Source organism: Candidatus Erwinia haradaeae, assembly GCF_900698955.1.
Taxonomy (GTDB): domain Bacteria; phylum Pseudomonadota; class Gammaproteobacteria; order Enterobacterales; family Enterobacteriaceae; genus Erwinia_E; species Erwinia_E haradaeae_G.
The window spans coordinates 526,214-544,729 of sequence record NZ_LR217720.1 but is presented as its reverse complement, the minus strand read 5'-3'; the positions used below and the strand labels follow the sequence as shown (position 1 = coordinate 544,729).

General features: G+C 34.8%; 12 protein-coding genes. 9 read left to right on the top strand and 3 right to left on the bottom strand.

What is annotated here, in order from left to right:
* Positions 1-963: 963 nt before the first annotated feature.
* Together accC and accB are read right to left on the bottom strand one after the other, a co-directional pair.
* Positions 964-2,313, bottom strand: a complete 1,350-nt coding sequence (gene accC / locus ERCILAFE3058_RS01750; RefSeq protein WP_157989756.1) for an acetyl-CoA carboxylase biotin carboxylase subunit — start codon at positions 2,311-2,313, stop codon at positions 964-966.
* Between the two features lie 11 nt (positions 2,314-2,324).
* The gene (accB, locus tag ERCILAFE3058_RS01745; RefSeq protein WP_157989755.1) at positions 2,325-2,804 is read right to left on the bottom strand and encodes an acetyl-CoA carboxylase biotin carboxyl carrier protein; all 480 of its coding nucleotides are present in this window, start codon (positions 2,802-2,804) and stop codon (positions 2,325-2,327) included.
* 1,712 nt (positions 2,805-4,516) lie between these two features.
* Between accB and cysP the strand changes: the two genes are divergently transcribed.
* The 5 genes from cysP (at position 4,517) to aspS (ending at position 10,969) form a co-directional block, all read left to right on the top strand.
* On the top strand, positions 4,517-5,530 hold the full coding sequence (gene cysP / locus ERCILAFE3058_RS01740) for a thiosulfate ABC transporter substrate-binding protein CysP (RefSeq protein WP_157989754.1): 1,014 nt from the start codon (positions 4,517-4,519) through the stop codon (positions 5,528-5,530).
* A 2-nt stretch (positions 5,531-5,532) separates the two neighbouring features.
* Complete coding sequence (gene cysT, locus ERCILAFE3058_RS01735) at positions 5,533-6,366, top strand: sulfate/thiosulfate ABC transporter permease CysT (RefSeq protein WP_157989753.1); 834 nt, start codon at positions 5,533-5,535, stop codon at positions 6,364-6,366.
* Positions 6,366-7,247, top strand: coding sequence for a sulfate/thiosulfate ABC transporter permease CysW (gene cysW / locus ERCILAFE3058_RS01730; protein WP_157989752.1), 882 nt, complete (start codon positions 6,366-6,368; stop codon positions 7,245-7,247). The genes cysT and cysW overlap by 1 nt, the downstream gene beginning before the upstream one ends.
* Positions 7,237-8,301, top strand: a complete 1,065-nt coding sequence (cysA, locus tag ERCILAFE3058_RS01725) for a sulfate/thiosulfate ABC transporter ATP-binding protein CysA (RefSeq protein WP_157989751.1) — start codon at positions 7,237-7,239, stop codon at positions 8,299-8,301. Before cysW ends, cysA begins: the two co-directional genes overlap by 11 nt.
* A gap of 895 nt (positions 8,302-9,196) precedes the next feature.
* Positions 9,197-10,969 carry an aspartate--tRNA ligase gene (gene aspS / locus ERCILAFE3058_RS01720; protein ID WP_157990064.1) on the top strand — a complete coding sequence of 591 codons (1,773 nt, stop codon included), beginning with the start codon at positions 9,197-9,199 and terminating at the stop codon, positions 10,967-10,969.
* A gap of 429 nt (positions 10,970-11,398) precedes the next feature.
* Here the strand turns inward: aspS and cysS are convergent, their stop codons facing one another.
* The gene (gene cysS / locus ERCILAFE3058_RS01715) at positions 11,399-12,793 is read right to left on the bottom strand and encodes a cysteine--tRNA ligase (RefSeq protein ID WP_157989750.1); all 1,395 of its coding nucleotides are present in this window, start codon (positions 12,791-12,793) and stop codon (positions 11,399-11,401) included.
* Between the two features lie 765 nt (positions 12,794-13,558).
* Between cysS and ERCILAFE3058_RS01710 the strand changes: the two genes are divergently transcribed.
* From ERCILAFE3058_RS01710 to erpA, 4 genes are all read left to right on the top strand, one after another.
* The gene (locus tag ERCILAFE3058_RS01710; RefSeq protein WP_157989749.1) at positions 13,559-14,275 is read left to right on the top strand and encodes a UDP-2,3-diacylglucosamine diphosphatase; all 717 of its coding nucleotides are present in this window, start codon (positions 13,559-13,561) and stop codon (positions 14,273-14,275) included.
* Positions 14,276-14,448: 173 nt separating this feature from the next.
* Entirely contained in the window at positions 14,449-14,937 is a 489-nt protein-coding gene (purE, locus tag ERCILAFE3058_RS01705) for a 5-(carboxyamino)imidazole ribonucleotide mutase (protein WP_157990063.1), read from the top strand.
* 2 nt (positions 14,938-14,939) lie between these two features.
* Positions 14,940-16,010, top strand: coding sequence for a 5-(carboxyamino)imidazole ribonucleotide synthase (gene purK / locus ERCILAFE3058_RS01700; RefSeq protein ID WP_157989748.1), 1,071 nt, complete (start codon positions 14,940-14,942; stop codon positions 16,008-16,010).
* Between the two features lie 2,129 nt (positions 16,011-18,139).
* Entirely contained in the window at positions 18,140-18,481 is a 342-nt protein-coding gene (gene erpA / locus ERCILAFE3058_RS01695) for an iron-sulfur cluster insertion protein ErpA (RefSeq protein WP_232037573.1), read from the top strand.
* The last annotated feature ends 35 nt before the right edge of the window (positions 18,482-18,516 follow it).

The window sequence follows — 18,516 nt, the reverse complement described above, 5'->3', positions numbered from 1 at the left end:
TATAAAAATTCTTCAAGAATAATATTCTTGTGCTTTTGTTTGATTTTTAGTACAAAATATTCACTAATCATGAACATTGCAAGCACTTTGAATGTTTATGTAGTATATGGCAATATCCATACCACAAGATTGATTGCACAATATTTGTAGTGCATTAGAAATTCCCCTATGTTTTTGAATGCACTGCTCTTGTAAAGATGACATCTTTATAAGAATATTTTCATCATATGTGCATATTTCTTATGAGAATGGACTAGTCTAGTGACACGCAGATATCATAAGTTCAAATATTTATCATATCACTACCAGCGATGCATGCTACATTGCGAAGTTTTTTATTTTGTATTTACTTATAGCGATGATTTTGCTAACTTTATTAGCTGCCCTTCTGCGAGTAGTAAGATACTAGATCTATCCTGTATAGATTTCAATTCTGTATTGTTAAGATCAAAAAAAATAAATATGTATTGATCTTCTGATTTCTTAAATAGGAGAAGACAACATATTTATTTTCAATAAAAATAACTTCTATTACATAGAAATTTGTTTTATGTGTAATAACAAGTAAAATATTCTACTATATTATTTTTACTATATACTCTGTTAATCTTAACAAAAAGAATATAAGAATAATACTACCATAGGCATTACTAATACTTTGTCATATAACTACCAATGCCACCAATATTATTGTAAAATATTTTCTATCATACATGAATTCTAAAAGCATTTATCGATAAGATATTTTGCATCTGGTGCACGAGGTGTCATATAAATATATATATAATTTAATCCCCAATGCGTACTGATCAGTATGACTTTGCGTCATACTGATCACATTATTTATTTTACAGAAAGAACGTCAGTTAGGATAAAATATGGCTCGAAAGCTCTCTGCATCATTAAATAAAATTTATCGATGAGAAACTAAAAGTTTATGTATATTCTATATATACTTGTTATTTATGTCTCTGTTAAACCTAGTTTTTTTTCCAAATAGTGAATATTAGTTCCACCAATCTGAAAGTTTTCGTCCGACATAATATTCATTTGGAGTTTGATATTAGTTTTTATTCCATCAATAATTAATTCTGTTAATGCATTTTTCATACGTGCAATTGCGACATCACGATTTTCTCCAAATGTAATGAGTTTACCAATCATGGAGTCATAGTATAATGGTACGCTATAACCAGCGTATACATGTGATTCCCAACGTACTCCAAAACCACCAGGTGCGTGAAAGCGGGTAATTTTTCCAGGACTTGGCATAAAAGTTTGAGAATCTTCAGCATTAATACGACACTCTACGGAGTGACCACGAATAATTACCTCATCTTCTTTGATAGACAAAGGATGTCCAGCTGCGATGCGCAGCTGCTCTTTAATTAAATCAATACCAGTGATCATTTCAGTGACAGTGTGCTCAACTTGAATACGTGTATTCATTTCAATAAAATAAAACTTACCATTTTCATAGAGAAACTCAAAGGTTCCAGCGCCACGATAACCAATATCAATACAAGCTTTTGAACAACAATCGCCAATATATTGCCTCATGGTAGAGGTAATTCCAGGGGCGGGTGCTTCTTCTACTACTTTTTGGTGTCGACGTTGCATGGAGCAATCACGTTCAGCAAGATAAATAGCATTACCATGTCCATCAGCTAATACTTGAATTTCAATATGACGTGGATTTTCCAGGTACTTTTCCATATACACCATATCGTTATTAAAAGATGCTTTCGCTTCTGTTTTTGTCATGTTGATTAGCTGTTCTAAGTCTTTAGCCTTATGCACTACATGCATGCCGCGGCCGCCGCCGCCCCCAGAAGCTTTAATCATCACGGGGTACCCAATACGTTTTGCAAAGGCTCTATTCTTTTCCATATCTTCGGTTAAGGGCCCATCAGAACCAGGAACCGTGGGGATGCCTGCTTTTTTCATTACAGTAATTGCTGAAACCTTATCACCCATTAGACGAATGGTATCAGCTTTAGGCCCGATAAAGATAAATCCCGAACGTTCCATTTGCTCAGCGAAGTCTGCGTTTTCTGAAAGGAAGCCATAGCCAGGATGGACAGCTACAGCACCAGTAATCTCTGCTGCAGAAATTAAAGCTGGGATATTCAAGTAACTTTTAACGGATGGTGGTGGACCGATACAGACTGTTTCATCTGCGAGCAACACATGCTTTAGGTCACGATCTACTGTAGAGTGCACTGCCACTGTTTTAATGCCAAGTTCTTTACAAGCACGTAAAATACGCAGCGCAATTTCACCACGGTTAGCAATGATAATTTTATCCAGCATTGTTAGCCTCGTTATTCCATGACGAGCAATGGTTCATCAAATTCAACAGGTTGACCACTTTCCACCAAAATTGCTTTTATAACACCAGACTGTTCTGCTTCAATGTGATTCATCATTTTCATGGCTTCTACAATACATAAAGTATCACCAGGATTGACTGTCTGACCGACTTCGACAAAAGCTTTCGCATCAGAGCTTGGGGTGCGATAAACAGTACCAACCATAGGGGATCGGACAACATACCCTTCTAATTCTTGAGATTGAGATGTAATTAATTTTTCTGGTATAGATGTAGTAATAGACGGTATTTCTTTTCCTAAACATGGCTGTTGTGCCATTGATGTTGTGTGACTGTGCTGAAGAGTAGTATAACTAGCATTCTGTACCGTACGGATAATACGCACCGATTCTTCACTTTCAGTGATCTCTAATTCAGAGATACCTGATTCTTCAACTAATGCAATTAGTTTTTTAATTTTACGAATATCCATTAATTTTATTCCATACTTAGCTTAATCAGAAGGTAGTGGTATCGTACTACGCTTGATCGTTTGATCAAGTTAGGAGGTATCTGTTAAGGATTAGCGTGCGACTCTCATCATACAAGAGGGTTAAATATACGTTTGATATCGAATGCAGACTTACTAGGCCTACATGTATAACAGATGTAAATTAATGTTTTCTACCTACTTCATAGATATCAATTAGTATTTATATGATTATATGACGTGGTTTCATGCATTACGGATGCATGACGATATTACCCATATTGCTTTCACCTCTTCTATACTATGTATTGGAGTTTTCGCTAGGTTTTACTTATTTATATATAGGTTTACTAGGAAGAAAATTATTTATTTGTTGCAGAGATATATCCCTGTACATAATAATATATCATTGTCTTAATGTTCTAATACGTACTATAATAGATTTATTTCAGGTATTTTCCATATCAAATATCATTTTATTGATCATCTGGTTTTGATAATCTACGATCATTCAACTATCGTACAAAATACATGGCTAACTCTATTTTGTCACTCTTTCTGCTAAAATTTACGTATAAGGTACAAAAATATAGATTGTTAATCTATATTTAATTCGACTCTGTCAAATATATCCTGCAAATATTATTATAATGGATAGATAGTGTAATACTTAAGAGAAGGATGCATTAATGTGTTCTTAGGGGGGCAGTAGTATACAATCTGGTGAACCTGCATGTTAATATCAACAATCAAAGAAATACAATAATCATGATGCATCCATAAATATATTAAAATAGCATATACATAATCGCAATATTCCCATACCACCACCCTAGATAGTATATATAGCTATATACGAGTATTTTATGTAATTGTATATAACCCAAAACAGTAATGAAAATTAAAGAGGAGGCAGGTAAAAGATCATAGCCCTGACATTACATATACTATATGTATAAATGCCTAAGAATTAGGCTGTTTTTTGTCTATTAATGCAGTACAATTACACTTATACAATAGAAGCAATACATGATGTATCCATAATGCAAATCATTAAAGTGAGTCATCGGTCAAGGCAGTAAAATTCCTAGTAATATACTGTATCACTTGGTATCTTGTGTCAATAAAACAAGAAAGAGTCTTAAGAATAGTCTATGGATGTAGTACGCTTTTAGTAGGTATAGTAATACTATCATACTTATGTTTAATGATCACACATAATTTTACTCTCCAGTGATGTTATTTGTATATTATTGTAGTCCTGCTAAAAAATTTGTCTAGAGAGTAGTACCTTCAATGTGGTGAAGATTCTGCACCATGATTGGTTTTCTTTATATGGTAGCCTAAAGATTGCATGTGGTGATTATATCTATACTCTTTATTCAATGCATTTATATTTCAATAATATCATGGAGTGTGCAGGATCTCACTCATATATGCTAAAACTAGTATACAATATCATTAACCGAACGTGTATAGTCAGTAAACTAAGCAATTCTTCTAGCATCTTGCGTTAAATCATTTGAAATAGACATTTGAAATAGATGTTATTAATATATCCGATCTCTCTTAAGAAATAAAGTAATGCAAAACACTTAGAGTGTTTTCTCATTGAGAAGCACGAAACGATATATAAAACTGCTACGGTTTTACTGCAATGTATCAATACACTTAACCAATGGCTTTGCTTAGGTATTTGCTTTCTAGGAGGTGTAATGATATTGCCGATGATAAAAAAAATAATAGCCTGTGTATTTATTTTGGTGCTGAGTAGTAGCGTACAGGCGACTGTATTACTTAATAGCTCCTATGATGTTTCACGGGAACTGTTCTCAGCCCTTAATGTTGTCTTTGAAAAACAATGGGCTAAAATGTATCCTAAGGATGTATTAACCATTAAACAGTCGCATGCAGGTTCATCCACGCAAGCACTATCTATCTTACAAGGATTGAAAGCTGATGTGGTTACTTATAATCAAGTTACTGATGTGCAGATCTTATACGACAAAGGTAAACTTATCCCCTCAAACTGGCAAGAACGCTTGCCTGATAACAGCTCACCATTTTATTCTACCATGGCATTTTTGGTACGAAAGGGCAACCCGAAGCATATCAAAGATTGGCAAGATTTAGTCCAAAATAATGTTAAATTAATTTTTTCTAATCCGAAAACCTCTGGTAACGGGCGCTATGCGTGGCTAGCTGCATGGGGTGCGGCTAATCTTATGAATGGAAATAATACATTACAGACTAAAAAGTTTATGACACAGTTACTACGCAACGTGGAAGTATTGGATACAGGTGGGCGCGGGGCTACAACAACATTTGTTAGTCACAGTATAGGGGATGTATTAATTAGTTTTGAATCTGAAGTCAATACTATTCGCGATCGGTATATGCAGAAAGGTTACGAAGTGATCGTCCCAGCTACTAATATTTTAGCAAAGTTCCCAGTTACATGGATTGATAAAAATCTCAGTGAGAATAATACTGAAAAAGCAGCCAAAGCTTATCTGCATTATTTGTATACACCATCTGCCCAAAAAATTATGACGCGCTTTTACTATCGCGTGAACAACCAACAGTTAATGAAACTAAATCAAAACCGCTTTCCATATACGAAATTTTTTACGATAGAGAAAATGTTTGGTGGTTGGGATCGCATAACAAAAATGCATTTTTCTAGCGGTGGAGAACTAGATCAGCTTTTAGCAGAGAGGCATGAGTAATCATGTTAATCACACAAAGAAAAAAAGTATTACCAGGCTTTAGTATAAGCCTGGGTAGCAGCTTATTTTTTGCCTGTCTAATTATATTACTACCTATTAGCGCTTTATTAATGCAGTTATCAAAAATGACTTTAGAACAATACTGGGAGGTGATCACGAATCCACAGGTAATTGCAGCATATAAAGTCACATTAATTTCTGCTGGCGTTGCATCTCTTTTTAATGCAATTTTTGGGATGCTAATGGCCTGGATCTTAACACGATACAATTTTCCTGGACGCATCTTTTTAGATGGTTTAATTGATCTTCCTTTTGCGCTTCCTACTGCTGTTGCTGGTCTGACTTTGACGGAATTATTTTCCAGGAATGGTTGGTATGGGAATTTGTTAGCGCATTTTAATATTCAAGTATCTTACACGTGGTTAGGCATTGCTCTTGCCATGGCATTCACTAGTGCTCCCTTTGTTATACGTACAGTGCAACCAGTATTAGAAGAATTAGGGCCGGAGTATGAAGAAGCAGCTGAAACACTTGGTGCCTCGCCACTGCAAAGTTTTTTCCGTATTATCCTACCAGAAGTAGGGCCTGCATTACTAGCCGGAACCGTTCTTTCTTTTACCCGTAGTTTAGGTGAGTTTGGTGCAGTTATTTTTATAGCTGGAAATATTGCCTGGAAAACTGAGGTGACCTCTCTAATGATCTTTATTCGTCTGCAAGAATATGATTACCCAGCTGCTACCGCAATTGCTTCAGTCATTTTAGTCGCCTCTTTAGTGCTATTATTCACGGTCAACATTTTACAAGGCCGATTTGGTCGAAGAATTGGAGGATATTAATGCCGGAAGCAAGCGAAGTTCTTAGTATGGATCGTTCGTACATGCACCGGTGGGGCCGGTGGGTCCTCATAGGCATAGGAGTAATAATTTCTATATTTTTGCTAGTAGTGCCACTGATGGTAATTTTTCTTACTGCTTTTTCTGAAGGACCAAGTGTTCTCTTTCATAATCTGCAGGATGAAAATATGCTACATGCCATCGGTTTAACCTTGTTAATTGCTTTGATTGTGGTGCCGATTAATTTGATTTTTGGTACATTATTAGCCTGGTTAGTTACACGTTTTACATTTTCTGGCCGACAACTACTGCTAACATTATTTGATATTCCCTTTGCTGTCTCACCTGTTGTGGCAGGGTTAATGTATTTACTATTTTGGGGTATGAACGGGCCATTAGGTGAGTTGTTGAATGCGCGCAATATTCAATTGATGTTTTCATGGAAGGGTATGGTTTTAGTAACAATTTTTGTTACCTGTCCATTCGTTGTACGTGAATTAGTGCCTGTGATGTTGAGTCAGGGTAGACATGAAGATGAAGCAGCAGTATTGCTAGGGGCGCGTGGCTGGAAAATGTTTTGTCGTGTTACTTTGCCAAATATCCGTTGGGCCCTACTATATGGTATCGTTTTAACTAATGCGCGCGCTATTGGCGAATTTGGTGCGGTATCAGTAGTTTCAGGATCAATACGTGGTGAAACCTATACTTTACCGTTGCAAGTGGAAGTATTACATCAGGACTGTAATGATGTTGGTGCTTTTACAGCAGCTGTTCTTTTAACCATTATGGCAATATTTATGTTGTTGATAAAAAGTGCACTGCAATGGCGACTGGACAACCAAATGAAAAGACGCATACGGAAAGAGGGGCGTTATGAGTATTGAGATTGTCAATATTAATAAGTTTTTCGGTCAGACAAAAGTTCTAAATAACATTTCTCTAGATATTAATTCTGGCGAACTCGTAGCATTATTAGGGCCATCTGGTTCAGGTAAGACTACATTACTTAGGATTATTGCAGGATTAGAAAATCAGAACAGTGGTCGTCTGAGTTTTCATGATAAAGACGTTAGCCAGCTACATGCTCGAGATCGTCAAGTAGGTTTTGTTTTTCAGCATTATGCACTATTTCGGCATATGACCGTGTTTAATAACATCGCATTTGGTTTAAACGTTTTACCAAATAGAAAGCGCCCCACTGTTGTGGATATTAATAAAAAAGTCACACGTCTATTAGATATGGTGCAATTAGGACACTTATCTAAGCGTTTTCCATCTCAGCTTTCTGGAGGGCAGAAGCAGCGTGTCGCTTTAGCTCGTGCTTTAGCAGTAGAGCCGCAAATTTTATTATTAGATGAACCTTTTGGGGCTTTAGATGCTCAGGTTCGTAAAGAGTTACGCCGCTGGTTGCGAAAATTACATGAAGAATTGCAATTTACTAGTGTTTTTGTAACTCACGACCAAGAAGAAGCTATGGAGGTTGCAGAACGCATAGTGGTAATGAATCATGGTAGCGTTGAGCAAGTGGGGACGCCTGATGTAGTATGGCGTTTTCCAAAAACTAGATTTGTTCTAGAATTTCTCGGAGAAGTTAATTGTATTCATGGAAAAATTTCTAATTCTCAAATACAGGTTGGAGAATATTATTGGGCGCTAGCTAATCTTTCATCATACGAAGGAGATATTGAGTTATTTCTGCGTCCATGGGAAATAGACATGAGCTCCCAGAGCAGCATGGATACACCTTTTCCTGTACATATACTAGAGGTGAGTCCTCGTGGACATTACTGGCAAGTAGTACTCCAACCTAACGGATGGCAGATTGATCCTCTTAGTGCAATTATACAACATGATCATATTTCTCCACAACGTGGTCAAGCTTTATTTATTGGTTTAAAAAATGCACGACTGTATCATGGTGATACGGCATTATACTGATAATAAGTTTTTAATGTTTGACACTGAACATTCTTTTTCGACAAAAATTTAATTTTTTTAAAGACAAACAAACTCTTTTTATAATCTATTACAGTATATGACTACGATAGGTATTAATGGTTTGTTTGTGCACAAAAAGGATGATTATAAGACTATCTACTAACATATACGATAGTTGTAAGACTGACTGAATTATAAAAAATTAAAAACAATCATTAATGTGATATATGCAATTACTCAAATCATAATTGAAATTTTGATACTACTTAATTTATGAACTTTGAGTTCTCTAACACAGTATTGACAATACATAGGTATTAAAACTTTTTGTGTGAAAACTTTTTCATACATTGAATTTCTTCTGAAATGTAGTGTTTAGGGCAATTTTAACATCAAAATCAATTCTTTTGTATTACAAGATTACACAGATTATATTCTATCATCTCGATGATTGCATGATTGCATGATTGCATGATTGCATGATTGAAGGACGAAATGTTTTCAATGCAAGGTATAATCATATTTGTTTTTACTACTATCAATCAAATCTTTTGTAAAGAATGATATTTTATGTATAGGTATGATCCCCTTATACGATATAATGCGCATATTGTTCTGCACACATCCTTTATAGTTCGTGCATAGATTCACTACGAAGAATGGTGTATAATGATTAACAGGCATTGATTGCAATCTATCAATAAATACCAATATAGTGTTCCTATACAATAAAGAGATCTTTTCTCCGGCACGCTATTAGCACATGCATCTTATGTTTTTAAACATAAAGAATATACCTTATTGGCTAGAGATAAAGAAAAGACATATAGCTTATGTCCTATGTTCTCCTCTGTTGTGTATGCACAAAGATTAGGAGTTAAACAAGGGTATGACTATGCGTACTGAATATTGTGGGCACCTGAATTACGCCCATCTTGGTCAAACAGTGACACTTTGTGGATGGGTGCATCGTTATCGAAATTTAGGTTATTTGATCTTTATAGATATGCGCGATCGTGAAGGGATTGTGCAGATTTTTTTTAATTTAGAAAACAAAAGAGCCTTTTCTCTAGCTTGTGACTTACGTAACGAATTCTGTATTCAAGTAACAGGAAAAGTATGCGAACGCACTGAAAAAAATAAAAACAAAAACTTATTAACAGGTGATATTGAGGTGTGTGCCACACATCTTTCCATTATTAATCGTTCCGAATCATTGCCACTAGATTTTAGCAACAAGAATAGTGAAGAGGTACGCTTAAAATATAGATATCTCGATTTACGGCGTCCAGAGATGATTGATCGCCTAAAAATGCGTGCCAAAATTACTAGCTTAGTACGAACATTTATGGAGGGATCTGGATTTATTGATATCGAAACACCAATATTAACAAATGTGACGCCGGAAGGTGCTCGTAATTATTTAGTACCCAGTCGTTGTCATGAAGGTAAGTTTTATTCTCTACCACAATCACCACAACTCTTTAAGCAAATATTAATGATCTCTGGTTTTGATCGTTATTATCAGATTGTAAAATGTTTTCGCGATGAAGATCTTCGTGCTGATCGTCAACCTGAATTTACGCAAATTGATATAGAAGCGTCATTTATGGCTGGACATCATATAAGAGACCTTATGGAACGCTTGGTTTGTACTTTATGGTTAAAGATTAAATCAATAGAACTAGGTTCGTTTCCTGTTATCACTTATACTGAGTCAAGGCTTCGTTATGGTTCTGATAAACCTGACTTGCGTAATCCCATGGAGTTAGTAGATATCACTGATGTAATAAAAGATATGAAGATTAAAATACTTACGGCACTATCTAATAATAACAGTCGTGTAATAGCACTATGTGTTCCAGGAGGGGCGAGTCTTACTAGAAAAGAAATTAATAATTATATACAATCAGTAAAAAATGATGGTGTAAAGGTGATCTCTTGGATAAAAGTACATCAGATGGATAGGGGTCTGGAGGGTGTTAATGGTCCTTTATCTGCATCAATGGTGGCAAAAGGTGTAGATGTATTATTTCATTGTACAAAAGCGTCTAATGGTGATATCATTTTTATTGCCGCAGATGATCAAGATGTAGTAACGAACGCATTAGGTGTATTGCGTGTACAGTTAGGTAACCATTTAAAAATCACGAACGCATCTACCTTTAAACCAATATGGATAGTAGATTTTCCAATGTTTGAAAAGAACCGTACAGAAGGTTTGACCGCAATGCACCATCCGTTTACTGCACCAAAAGATATTTCAATAGATAACATGAGAGAAAATCCAAGCGCTGCAATTGCCGATGCATATGATCTGGTGATCAATGGTTATGAGGTATGTGGTGGTTCTGTGCGTATTAATAATTTGTGCATGCAGACTGCAGTATTTGATATACTAGGCGTCTCTCAAGAGGACCAAATTCAGAAATTTGGTTTTTTTCTAGATGCCTTGAAGTTTGGAACCCCTCCTCATGCTGGATTAGCTTTTGGTCTTGATCGGTTAGTTATGTTATTAACTGACTCAGATAATATACGAGATGTTATTGCATTTCCCAAGACAAATGCTGCATCTTGTCTTATGACAGAGGCCCCGCATGTAGTTGAGCCTACGTTATTGACAGAACTAGGCATAACATGCACACATAAATTAAATAAGCCACGTTAAAAAATAGAAAATCCATAATTATAACAAAATAAAGTCTGTGCTTCTAATGAACATCTAAAATATACTGTAACCAGTATTATATAATATATGATAAGTCATATTTTGCTACTTAAGACATATTGCAATGATTTATGCGCTGTACATGTATATGATATATAATAGTTATTCTGTAGGATAGATCTTGACTTACACATAACATTTCCATGTAATTTTACTACCAGATTTTTATAGTAAAATACTATGTTTAGTGATATAAGGCGACAAGAGTAGATAGCACATACTTTTTAAATTAGGAAAACCATCTGGTTTCATCATATCAAGAAATAGTTACCTACGATGTATTTTTACTTACTGATTGTGTAAAATTATTAGTAATATAATGCAATTGTAATAGGTGATTGCTTAAATTTATATTAATTACTCTAATAGTTATTTATATTTCCAACGAGTGCCATCTCTAGTATCTTCTAGAAGAACACCCATGTCATACAAACAATGACGTGCAAAATCAGCCTGCTTCCAATCTTCTTTTTGGCGTGCAATATTACGTATGTGAATAAGTTCTTCAATCTGAGATATTGAATAATCTTTCACATTACAACCATGGCCTTTTAAAAATTTCTCTGGATCTTGTTCTAACAAACCTAAAACACGACCCAGTAAACGTAGTTGCACAGCTAAACTATTCGCTATCTGCGGATATGTGTTTTTTTTGCGATTAATTTTGCGTGCTAACTCAAATAATATTGCACAGGCTAGTGGAGTATTAAAATCATCATCCATAGCTTCGCAGAAACGGATTTCAAACTCTACACCTTCGTCACATACCAACGCATTGATGTCTGTTTTATACAGCGCAAGATAAAGGCGCCCCAGTGCGGCGCGCGCTTGTTTCAAGTTAGCTTGATTATAGTGAAGTTGACTGCGATAATGACTCGAGAGTAAAAAATAACGCACAGATTCTGCATCATGACTCTCTAACACTGTGCGTATGGTAACAAAATTATTTAATGATTTCGACATTTTTTCTTGCTCAACATTTACCATGCCAGAATGCATCCAGTAGTTGACATATGGAGTATCATAGGCGCAGGTAGACTGTGCAATTTCATTTTCATGATGAGGAAACAGTAGGTCCGCTCCACCACCATGGATATCAAAATGCTTACCTAAATGGGTGTAATTCATTGCGGAACATTCAATATGCCATCCTGGCCGACCGTCACCCCATGGAGAGGGCCAGAAAGGTTCACCTATTTTTGATCGTTTCCATAACACAAAGTCCATAGGGTTTTTTTTGTTCTTCGAAACTGGTACTAGCCGTGTGCTAGTTTGTAATTGAGTTAAGTCTTGTCGTGAGAGCAAGCCATACGTTGGGTTTCGATCCACAGAAAATAGTACATCGCCATCATGAGAAATATAGGCATATTCGCGATCCATCAGTCTTTTGATTAACGACACCATTTCTGCAATGTACCACGTAGCACGTGGCTCATGATTTGGTGGTAAAATATTTAACTTCGCAAAATCCTGATGCATCTCATAAATGATATTTTTAGTTAGACATGTTATGCTTTGTCCATTATTATCAGCACGTTGAATTATCTTATCATCAATATCAGTAATATTACGTACATAATTCAATTGATAACCAATATATCGTAGGTAACGTGCGATAATATCAAAAGCGATAAAGGTTCTACCATGACCAATATGACAAAGGTTATAAGCAGTCATTCCGCAAACATACATATTCACCATACCAGTATGAATAGGTTGAAATTCCTCTTTAGCACGACTTAGAGTATTAAAAATTTTCAACATAAAGATATTCCATGCTAATGCAATAAAATGAGAGAAAGAACAGCGTATTCAGAGTAATTAAAGCAATCTAACTAATAAGGTGGGCAATAAAATCACAAACATTTACCCCTTAAATCTTTGGTAACGTGTTTTGTTCAACAAACAAACACGTCAAAAATATAATGAATTATCACTACATCAAGTAAACCATAAGAAACACTATGAATGCTTATAGCATATATATTGATTATATAGCAGATATAATAATGACAATTAGAGTACGCATTCGTCCACAAATCAGCGTGTAGTTGTAAAAATTTTTATATTCCCAATAAGTTATTAGATAAATAAACCACTGTTCGTTCGTGCGCATATTTTTTGCTTCTAAAATTAATTTAGACTAGACAGAGATAGTGTGAGCTTTTACATATAACATTATTTTTGGATAGGCGCTAGATATAGTAATCTCAGTATAGGTATTTTATACGATGGTGATGTGGTATAAAAAGAAAGGGTATCACAGTAAAAATATATCATCATATATTTTATCACCCCATCTGATGTCTTTTAACTCAGATAATACTTCATACATGTATTTTGTACTAAAATATATATAGTCTGCGCTAATTGACGTCATAGTATAAAATTATAACTGCAGGTTAACATCATGGTGTGCTTACACAATTATAACGGAATGAATAAACATTTTTTCTAAATTAACAGTAAATCTTTCTTAGAGATTTGTAAATAGCTTGTTATCTATAAACTGTAAATTATCAATAATCTATGTCGAAAACTCTATTTATTTCCGATCTCCATCTCTGTAATAAGTCACCTAAAATTACTGCTGCTTTTTTACACTTCTTACATCATGAAGCTCGGTATGCTGATGCACTATATATTCTTGGTGATCTATTTGATTCGTGGATTGGTGATGATGATATAAATCCGTTGCATGATCATGTGGCCTGCATGCTACGCCAGTTATCCATTCCATGTCACTTTCTTCACGGTAATCGTGATTTTTTATTAGGAAAAAGTTTTGCAAGTCGTGCAGGGATACACATCATCCCAGATGCAAGCATCCTAGAGTTACATGGTCAGCGTTTGTTGATTATGCATGGTGATAAATTATGCACTCGCGATATGACCTATCAAATCTATCGTCAGTACATACACAAGGATTGGCTAAAAAAATTTTTTTTGAGCTTACCAATATATATACGAAAACGTATCGCATTTAAAATAAGGTCCTACAGTCAAGAGACGAATAACAGTAAAAATATAGATATTATGGATGTTAGTTTACATGCAGTGAGTTCTCTTATGTGTCAACATCAGGCATTCATACTTATTCATGGTCATACTCATCGCCCAACTGTACATAAATTTACCATTAACGGACAGTCGGCTCAGAGATGGGTGTTAGGAGATTGGTCTGAGCAAGGCTCAATGATTAGCGTGAGCCATAAAGATATACAGTTTATTACTTTTTCGTTATAAAGAAGAAACATTGTTTCATTGCAGATAACTATTCCTGAATACAGCTATGTATTGTAACTAGCCTAATGTATGTATTTTAAACAATTTTTCATAGTAACGCAATAAATTGCCTTCTATTTTAGAGTACAAAATTCAAATAACAGGAGTGATTTTACGTGTCAACTAAAATAAAAATGAAATCTATTGCAATCATTATGGGTTCTAAAAGTGATTGGTCTACAATGCAGAATACTGCTCACTTTTTAGATAATTTAGACATTTCATTTCATTGTGAAGTGATATCAGCTCATCGTACACCTCAGAAATTATTCACTTTTGCAGAAGAGGCTGAACGTAATGGTTACCAGGTTATTATTGCCGGCGCAGGAGGGGCAGCGCACCTCCCAGGTATGCTAGCGTCTAAAACATTAATTCCAGTATTGGGTGTCCCCATACAGAGTACTGTTTTAAGGGGATTAGATAGTTTATATTCTATTGTACAAATGCCATGCGGTATACCAGTTGGTACATTAGCCATTGGTCCAAATGGGGCAACTAACGCAGCTATTTTAGCAACACAAATACTTGCGCTACATGATCACTCATTAGCTAAAAAATTAGCGAATTGGCGTCAATATCAGACCGATGAAGTTCTCAATCATCCTGATCCAAGAAAGGAATAAATATGAAATTAGTCTATGTCGTAGGAAACGGTCAATTAGGCCGCATGCTACGGCAGGCCGGTGAAAGAATGGGCATAACCGTTTATCCGATAGCGCTAGATACTGACCCAGAAACATTACACATCTCACAATGCGTTATTACTGCCGAAAGAGAACAATGGCCAGCAACAGAATTAACTCGTATGTTGTCTACACATCGTACTTTTGTAAATCGTGATATTTTTCCAATTTTATCAGACCGCTTAACACAAAAACAACTAATAAATCAATTAGGCATAGGAACCACGCCCTGGCAACCACTGCTCTACACCAAGCAATTGGAGCATATATTTTCTGATTTTGGCAAATGTGTGATTGTTAAAAATCGGACAGGTGGATACGATGGGCGAGGTCAGTGGTTGATATGTTCAGGTAAAGAAAGTTCTCTACCTCATTCTTGCTACGGAAGTAGTATTGTCGAAAAAATTGTCCATTTTTCTAGTGAAGTATCTCTTATTGGTGCAAGGGGTTATGATGGCAGTACTGTTTTTTACCCGTTAACTTATAATCTTCATCAGGATGGTATATTACGTGTTAGTGTTATTTTATCGGGTCAACATGCACAACAAAAGACAGCTGAATACATGTTATCAACGATAATGCGTGAATTACATTATATTGGTGTTATGGCTATGGAGTGTTTTATAGTACCAGAAGGTTTACTTGTGAATGAAATAGCACCTCGTGTTCATAATAGCGGACACTGGACACAGAACGCTGCCTCCATTAGTCAATTTGAATTACATTTACGAGCTATTCTTAACCTTCCGTTACCTATTCCAGTTATCAATATGCCAGCGGTAATGCTCAACTTGATTGGAATCAATGCAGATATGGAATGGCTTGCCGAGCCACGCGTATATTTACATTGGTATGATAAAAAGGTGCAACAGGGTCGTAAAGTTGGTCACTTAAACGTAGTGGATGCAAGTACATTATCCATTAGTAAAACATTAAGTACCCTCGTTTCCCTTCTACCATCAGAATATGCAAGAGGTATTAGTTGGGCGCAGGAAAAATTAGAGCAGGGTTAGATGTATTAAAAAAGAAAAGTATTACACAGGATCCACCTTCACATAAGCAGAACTCTAAGGCATACTTTACAGTGAATATTATCAATATGTAGAAGTGGCATTCTGTGTACTACGGAATGTAATAATATTGCGAGTGTTAAAATCATAAATGTATAGATCGGTATGGTACCAAATATGCTGTCGTATTTTCTACTGTAAGAGAACACGCATCTCTAAGAGAGATTAGATACTAACGCATATGCTTCCTGGTCATGTGTTCATAACGCCAACGATCATTAAGATAATGATATGTTATATATGTATGATGATAATACAACTCATGACTGAAAGATGATAAAACAGCCTAAAGAGAAAGCACTGACGGTGTACATCTATATAAGTACTACAGATGTCGATATAGAGTATATGAAAATAGTTTGTCTAATAAATATAGATCATCATGAATATATAACTAATGAAGTTGACTATGTAACAGCTATGCGCATTAAATATACTTCATTTCTTTCGTGTCAAAATATCCACTTATCATTATCGTAATATTACAATGCTTATCTCTACTGAGATATCAGTGATTAATGTTTGTAAGCAATTTAGTTTTTCTAATACCTCATTATTATATCCAACCTATGACGATAGTGCCAAATTAGGTGACAACTTTTGCAAATACGAAAAATATAAGTGTAGTACACTATCAGTTAGCATATAAATTAGGATGTGCTAACCGTTACAAAATGCATCAAATAATTAATTACTGATCAACAGTCATCCTTGTTAAGGTAAAATTATTTAAACAGAAAATACAAGATATAAATTATCTATCATATGATTTTTATGATAATACATACTCTGAACCATCATAAAAACATTACCGTTAAGTATTACTTATTAGCATTATGTATTTCTTAGAAGGCATGTAATCGGATAAAGAGTTATAGTATGATAGTGAGTGTCCATTAATCCTACACTTCTTGCTTCACTGCAATAATCAGAACGGCAGCATTTTTTGTTAGCATATTAAGTTGATACGAAATGCTACATCATAGTGATGATGCAAGTTTGTATTGCATGAGTTAAGCGTAATGGATAACACTGTATATATTTCCATAATACTCATAGTCTTTGTATTTTTATGTACCTAATACTACAGACATCCATCGGTATATATGGATAAGTAACTATTGCAACGTGTGGATATTTAATAAACTTCAATACATTTCAATCTTGCTAAGTAGACACACAATATGTATGTGATTTAGCAAATGTCTTTGTAGTGATATTTGATCACGATTACTATTCTTTAATATGTGATGAATACACATTCGTTTCTTTCGATACGTCTATAGTTAAGACATACTTATAGTATTATAGAGTATAAATATATGCTTATTGAGCTTATTATTCTAGCACATTCTTATGCTCAAGAAAAAAATATAAGAATTTTTATATTGCCACTATTTCATCGTTAATCTTTTACTGTACTGCAGTGTTTTTTTTTGTTGTAGCAATGCAATTTATGTATTCTGAGTCTTTTTTTAAAATATAAGATTTTAGTACAAATATAAAATTAGCTATGCGCAAGTAAATCATGTGTGAATATAATAAACAAGATAAGGAAAATGGCACCGTCCTACACAAACTTAAGAACATAATACAACATCAAATCAGACAGAGTCTTCTCCGATGTATTTATATGTTTGTAATTATGCATACCATGGAGACTATTGTGTTACTTCCTCGTCATATCAGCAGATATATGCCAGCACTTTATGTTCTTTAATATAGTTCATGGTTTTTCTATAGCGATCTGTACCGCATGATATTATCATGTATACGATACAGATATTTATCTCTACTCTTAGTATAACATTAAATATCATTAAAGATGTAAAGCATATAAAAACGTATGATTTTACGATTAAACACATGTTGTGATCTATAGATATTATGCAAACTAATTTTCAGCAGAGATAATGTATTATTATCATCGAGTAATATGGTAGCGGTATCATTATAATCATAAGACTAACACAATAGTTTTATGCAAACACACGATGATTTTCAAAGCTACATTTATCATAGTTTTTATCATTTTAGCGCATCAACCAAACTGAACATTGGAGTGTATAAGAATGGATAATATGGCTATTTCTTTACAATTTACTGATTCTGCGGCAAAAAAAGTTAAAGCATTGCTGTCTCATGAAAAGAATCCTCACTTGAAATTGCGTGTATATATCACAGGTGGTGGTTGTAGTGGCTTTCAATATGGATTTACTTTAGATTCTCAAAGGAATTTCGGTGATATCACGATTGAAAAATTAGGTGTGTTTTTAATAGTAGACCATATGAGCTTACAATATCTGCTTGGGGGTTCCGTTGATTATATTGAAAACCTTGAGGGATCACGTTTTGTTGTTAATAATCCGAATGTAAAAACTACTTGTGGATGTGGCGCTTCTTTTAGTTTTTGACTTAATTATTTTATCCTCATTCTAAATTTCCATGA